General features: G+C 65.6%; 1 protein-coding gene. It reads left to right on the top strand.

Features of this window, described 5'->3' with window-relative positions; genetic code table 11:
* On the top strand, nt 1-195 hold a 195-nt coding region (locus EN807_RS34450), incomplete at its 5' end, for a helix-turn-helix transcriptional regulator (RefSeq protein WP_135938084.1).
* Nucleotides 196-299: the final 104 nt, after the last annotated feature.

Genomic DNA, 299 nt, shown 5'->3' with positions numbered 1-299 from the left:
ATCGCCGACCTCGTCTCGCGCGGCTTGCGCAACAAGACGATCGCCCAGCGGTTGCATGTGTCCGAAGGCACGGTGAAGATGCACCTGCATCATGTCTACGAGAAACTGCGTCTCGGCAGCCGGGCGGAGCTGGCCTGGGTAGCGCATGGCAAAGACACCGAGCGTCTGGGACCGGGCCGAAACGGCCTGCTCTGACAATCGCTTCCCGGCGCTTTCCGTGGCGCTTTCTCCTGGCGGTTCCCCTGGCATCGACATGTCGCGGCAGCGCAGGGGAAAGCCGGCGCGGGCGCATAATGCCC

It is taken from the genome of Mesorhizobium sp. M5C.F.Ca.ET.164.01.1.1 (assembly GCF_004792125.1).
In the GTDB taxonomy this organism is placed as follows: Bacteria; Pseudomonadota; Alphaproteobacteria; order Rhizobiales; family Rhizobiaceae; genus Mesorhizobium; species Mesorhizobium wenxiniae.
The sequence above is the reverse complement of the archived record's forward strand: the minus strand, read 5'-3'. Positions and strand labels throughout refer to the sequence as shown.